This is a genomic window from Egibacteraceae bacterium (assembly GCA_035540635.1).
In the GTDB taxonomy this organism is placed as follows: Bacteria; Actinomycetota; Nitriliruptoria; order Euzebyales; family Egibacteraceae; genus DATLGH01.
The window spans coordinates 1-4849 of sequence record DATLGH010000093.1; the positions used below are offsets into that span (position 1 = coordinate 1).

At 76.1% G+C, this 4849-nt stretch carries 5 protein-coding genes; all 5 read left to right on the plus strand.

Features of this window, described 5'->3' with window-relative positions; genetic code table 11:
- A partial coding sequence (locus tag VM324_14560) for a hypothetical protein (protein HVM00512.1) occupies positions 1–282 on the plus strand: 282 nt, incomplete at its 5' end.
- A gap of 15 nt (positions 283–297) precedes the next feature.
- Complete coding sequence (purN, locus tag VM324_14565) at positions 298–891, plus strand: phosphoribosylglycinamide formyltransferase (protein HVM00513.1); 594 nt, start codon at positions 298–300, stop codon at positions 889–891.
- Entirely contained in the window at positions 888–2429 is a 1542-nt protein-coding gene (gene purH, locus VM324_14570) for a bifunctional phosphoribosylaminoimidazolecarboxamide formyltransferase/IMP cyclohydrolase (GenBank protein HVM00514.1), read from the plus strand. The genes purN and purH overlap by 4 nt, the downstream gene beginning before the upstream one ends.
- Before the next feature lie 5 nt (positions 2430–2434).
- Entirely contained in the window at positions 2435–3832 is a 1398-nt protein-coding gene (locus VM324_14575) for a serine/threonine-protein kinase (protein ID HVM00515.1), read from the plus strand.
- Between the two features lie 10 nt (positions 3833–3842).
- Positions 3843–4718, plus strand: coding sequence for a tetrahydrofolate dehydrogenase/cyclohydrolase catalytic domain-containing protein (locus tag VM324_14580; GenBank protein ID HVM00516.1), 876 nt, complete (start codon positions 3843–3845; stop codon positions 4716–4718).
- The last annotated feature ends 131 nt before the right edge of the window (positions 4719–4849 follow it).

A 4849-nucleotide genomic window follows, 5' to 3' on the forward strand; every position in this document is an offset into this window, starting at 1 on the left:
CCCGTCGACCCCGCCCCGCAGGCGACGCCGGCGCCCGAGCCCGGGCCCGCACCGGGTACCGGGACGGCGCCGGAGGTGACGGCCGAGCCGGCGCCGACGCCCGCTCCGGCGCCCGCCCCGGGCCCGGGCGGAGCAGCCGACCGCGACGTCGCCCTCACGGAGCCCGACGACGGTGCCCTGCCGCACACCGGTGGACCCCCGCTGTGGCTCGCGGCGGCGCTGCTCGCCGGCGGAGGCCTCGTCCGCCGCCAGCTGGCGCACCGCCCGGGTGGGAAGCGCTGACATACTGCTGCCGACATGGGCAAGCAGCTGGTCGTCCTCATCTCCGGTACGGGGTCCAACCTCCAGGCACTGCTCGACCACGGCGCGCTCGGCGGCGAGGTGAACCGGGTGGTGTCCGACCGCCCTGACGCGGCGGGGCTCGAACGGGCACGGGCGCGGGGTGTGGACGCGGTGTGCGTCGCGCCCGGTGCGCACGATGACCGGAGGGGCTGGGACGCGGCCCTCTGCGACGCGGTCGCGGCCGCGGCGCCCGACCTCGTCGTCCTCGCCGGCTTCATGCGCATCCTCTCGCCGGCGTTCGTCAACCGCTGGCCGGTGCTCAACGTGCACCCCTCCCTGCTGCCGGCCTTTCCCGGCGCGCGTGCCGTCGCCGACGCGCTCGACTGGGGCGTCAAGCTCACGGGGGCCACCGTGCACTTCGTCGACGAGGAGGTCGACCACGGCCCGATCGTGGCGCAGGAGGCGGTGCCCGTGCGCCCGGACGACACCCCGGCGAGCCTGCACCGGCGGATCCAGGCCGTCGAGCACCGCCTGCTGCCGGAGTGTGTGGCGCTGTTCTGCCACGACCGGCTCGCCGTGCGCGGCCGGCAGGTGAGCGTTCGCGCATGAGCGCCGCCCGCGTCCCCGTCCGGCGCGCCGTCGTCAGCGTCTACGACAAGGCGGGCCTCGCCGACCTCGCCCGCGGGCTGGCCGGCGCGGGAGTCGAGATCGTGTCGACCGGGGCGACCGCCCGCCACCTGCGGGACGCGGGCGTGGAGGTGACCGACGTGAGCGCGGTCACGGGGTTCCCCGAAATCCTCGACGGGCGGGTGAAGACCCTGCACCCGTCGGTGCACGCGGCGATCCTCGCCGACCGGGACAAGGGTCACCACCTCGCCGCCCTGGCCGACCTCGGCGTCACCCCCGTCGACCTCGTCGTCGCCAACCTCTACCCCTTCCGGGCGACGGTGGCCGACCCGACGGTCGACGAGGCCACCGCGATCGAGATGATCGACATCGGCGGCCCGACGATGGTGCGAGCCGCGGCGAAGAACCACGCGCACGTCGGCGTCGTGGTTGACCGCGACGACTACTGCGAGGTGCTCGACGAGCTCGCCTCCGGGGGGCTCACCGCGCCCACCCGCGCCCGCCTGGCCGCGAAGGCGTTCGCGCACACCGCCGCCTACGACGCCGACGTCGCCGCCTGGTTCGCACGCGGCGAGCGCTTCCCGCTCCAGCACGCACCGGTCTACCGCAAGACCCAGGACCTGCGTTACGGCGAGAACCCCCACCAGGCCGCCGCGTACTACGTCGAGCGCGGCGAGGCGTGGGGACTCGGATCGGTCCGCCAGCTCCACGGCAAGGAGCTGTCCTACAACAACCTGCTCGACACCGACGCCGCCTGGCTGGCCGCGGCCGACTTCGCCGAGCCGTGCGTGGCGATCGTCAAGCACACCAACCCGGCGGGGCTCGCGGTGGCCTCCTCGCTCGCCGAGGCGTATCCCGGTGCGCTCGCGGGCGACCCGACGAGTGCGTTCGGGGGGATCGTCGCCGCCAACCGCCGGGTCGACGCGGACACCGCCCGCCAGGTCGTCGAGGTGTTCACCGAGGTGGTGGTCGCCCCCGGCTTCACCGACGAGGCCCTGGGGGTGCTGCGGGGCAAGAAGAACCTCAGGATCCTCGAGGTCAGCCGGCCCCAAGCCCCCGCCGGGGCCCTCGTCGCCCGGACGGTCAGCGGGGGGCTCCTCGTCCAGGAGGCCGACGCGGCGCCGGAGAAGCCGGACTCGTGGGTCGTCGCGACCGCCACGAAGCCCGACGCCGACACCATGACCGAGCTCGCGTTCGCGTGGCAGGCGGTGAAGCACGTGAAGTCCAACGCCATCGTGCTCGCACGGAGCCGCGCGGTCGTCGGCGTCGGCGCGGGGCAGATGTCGCGGGTGGACAGCGTCCGGATCGCCGTGGAGAAGTCGGCGGGCCGCGCCGCGGGCGCGGTGCTCGCAAGCGACGCGTTCTTCCCCTTCCGCGACGCCGTGGACGTCGCGATCGCGGCGGGGGTCCGCGCCATCGTCCAGCCAGCTGGCAGCGTGCGTGACGAGGAGGTCGTTAAGGCGTGCGACGAGCGCGACATCCCGATGGTGCTCACGGGGCGCCGCCACTTCCGCCACTAGACCGCATGCGGCCGCGGGTCGTCGAGGGTCTGCGCCTCGAGCGGCTCGTCGGATCCGGTGGCGAAGGGGAGGTCTGGGAGGCGCGTGACCCCCACGGCCGCCGCCGGGCGCTGAAGCTCATCCGTCCCGAGGCGCTCGCCGGTCCCGACGCGGTCGCCGAGCGCGCCGCCTACCTCACGCGCATCGACCATCCCGCCCTCGTCCGGGTCCACCGAAGTGGCCTCCTCGACGACGAGGCGCTGCGGGGGTGGGGCTTCGTCGAGATGGAGTTCGTCGCCGGGCGCTGCCTCGCCGACGAGCCCGGCGGCTGGGAGCTGCTCGACCAGCTGCTGCCGCTCGCCGAGGCCCTCGACCTCCTCCACGCCGGGCACTGGTCCGACGGGCTTCCCCTCGTGCACCGCGACGTCAAGCCGGCGAACCTCGTCGCCACCCGTGGCGGTCGGCTCGTCCTCGTCGACCCGTCGACGTTGCGCGGCGTCGACGCGACCCTCGTCACGCGGGTCGGCACGCCGGTGTTCGCGGCCCCCGAGGTCATGACCGGCCGCGTCGGTCCCGCCGCCGACGTCTACTCGTTCGCGGTGACCGCTCTCGCGCTCGTCACCGGCGCCCGCGGCGCCGAGCTCGCCGACCTCGTCGCGGCGGTCGACGAGCTCGACGTGCCCGAGGGCGTGCGGGCCGGGCTGTCGTCACAACCGGAGGACCGGCCGGTGTCGTGCCGGGAGCTGCTCACCGCGCCGGCGCCGCTGCTCGTGCGCGACGCCGAGGCGAGCGACGAGACCTGGGTCCTCGGCGAGGATCCCGCCGACGTGCCGCCGGCGCCGCGCCGGCGGGTGTGGCCCTGGTTCGTCGTGCTCGCCGCGGTCGTCGCCGGACCCGCCCTCGGGTGGTCGACCGGGGCGCTGGAGGGCAACCGCCTCGCCGTCGCCGCCGCCGCCGCCGCGACCGTGCAACTCGGTGCGCACACGGTCGACCGACGGTCCGTCCTGCTCGCGGCGGTCCTGCCCCCGGTGGCGTGGGCGTTCCTGCTCGGCGACCGGCTCGCCTTCGGACGCCGGCGGCCGTGGGCGCACGCGCTGCTCTGCGGCCCGCTCACCTTCGCGTGGGCCGCTCCCGTGCTGGCGGTCACCGGACCCGTCACCGCCCGCGCCCCGGTGGCCGCCCTCGCCGTGGCGGGGCTCGCGCTCGTGGCCGCGGCCGCCGCGGCCACGCGCGCCGGCGGCGGTGCGGGCGTCCTCGCGCGCCTCGTCCTCCTGCCCGCCTGGCTGGCGGGCGCCGCCGTCCTGCTCGCCGCCGGGGTGCTCGCCCTGCCGTTCGCGCTCGTCGCCGGATCCGGCCGGGCGGCGATGCGGCTCGTGGTCGGCACGCTCGCCGGGGCAGTCGAGAACTTCCGCCCGCCCCGGTAGGGTCCTCCGCGTGAGCGCACGCATCATCGACGGCAAGGCGACCGCGGCGCGGGTCCGCGAGCGCATCGCGACGGAGGTCGCCGCGCTCGCCGAGCGCGGCGTCGTCCCGGGGCTCGCGGCGGTGCTCGTCGGCGACGACCCGGCGAGTCACGTCTACGTGCGAGCGAAGGGCAAAGCCTGCGAAGCGGCGGGCATGCGCTCGGCGAACGTGGTCCTGCCCGCCGACACGCCGCAGGAAGAGCTCCACGCCGAGATCGACCGGCTGAACGCGGACCCCGGCGTGAGCGGCATCATCGTCCAGCTGCCCCTGCCCGGCCACCTCGACCCGATCGCCGCCCAGGAGCGCACCGACCCCGCGAAGGACGTCGACGGGCTCCACCCCGTCAGCGCCGGACGGCTGGTCCGGGGTGACCCGCTGTTCGTGCCGGCGACGCCGCTCGGCTGCCAGGTGCTCCTCGCCGAGCACGACGTGCCGGTGGCCGGGGCCGACGTCGTGATCGTCGGCCGCTCCCAGCTCGTCGGCCGGCCGCTCGCGCTGCTCCTCAGCATGCGGGGGCAGAACGCGACCGTGACGATGTGCCACACGGCCACCCGGGACCTCGCCGGGCACACGCGGCGCGCCGACATCGTGGTGGTCGCGGCCGGCGCACCGCACACGCTCACGGGCGACATGGTCCGGCCCGGGGCGACCGTCCTCGACGTGGGCGTCAACCGGGCCGCGGACGGCAGCCTGCACGGCGACGCGGACTTCGACGACCTCCTCGCCGTCGCGGGCGCCATCACGCCGGTGCCCGGCGGCGTCGGACCCATGACCGTGGCGACGCTGCTGGAGAACACGCTGCTCGCCGCGCGCCACCAGGCGGGGCTTGACGCCGGCCTGGTCTGAAGGCCGATCGCCGAGGCCGTCTGCGGCCGTTCCTCTAGGGCTCCGAGGGCAGGGCCGGCGGTCGCGGTCCGCCTCCGGACCCCTGCGGCTGGGTCTGGGGCGGCTGGGTCTGGGGCGGCTGGGTCTGGGGC

Excerpts from the sequence above, each read along its gene's own strand:
- purH (HVM00514.1), top strand. The coding sequence starts at position 888 with ATGAGCGCCGCCCGCGTCCCCGTCCGGCGCGCCGTCGTCAGCGTCTAC.
- VM324_14575 (HVM00515.1), top strand. The coding sequence starts at position 2,435 with ATGCGGCCGCGGGTCGTCGAGGGTCTGCGCCTCGAGCGGCTCGTCGGA.
- purN (HVM00513.1), top strand. The coding sequence starts at position 298 with ATGGGCAAGCAGCTGGTCGTCCTCATCTCCGGTACGGGGTCCAACCTC.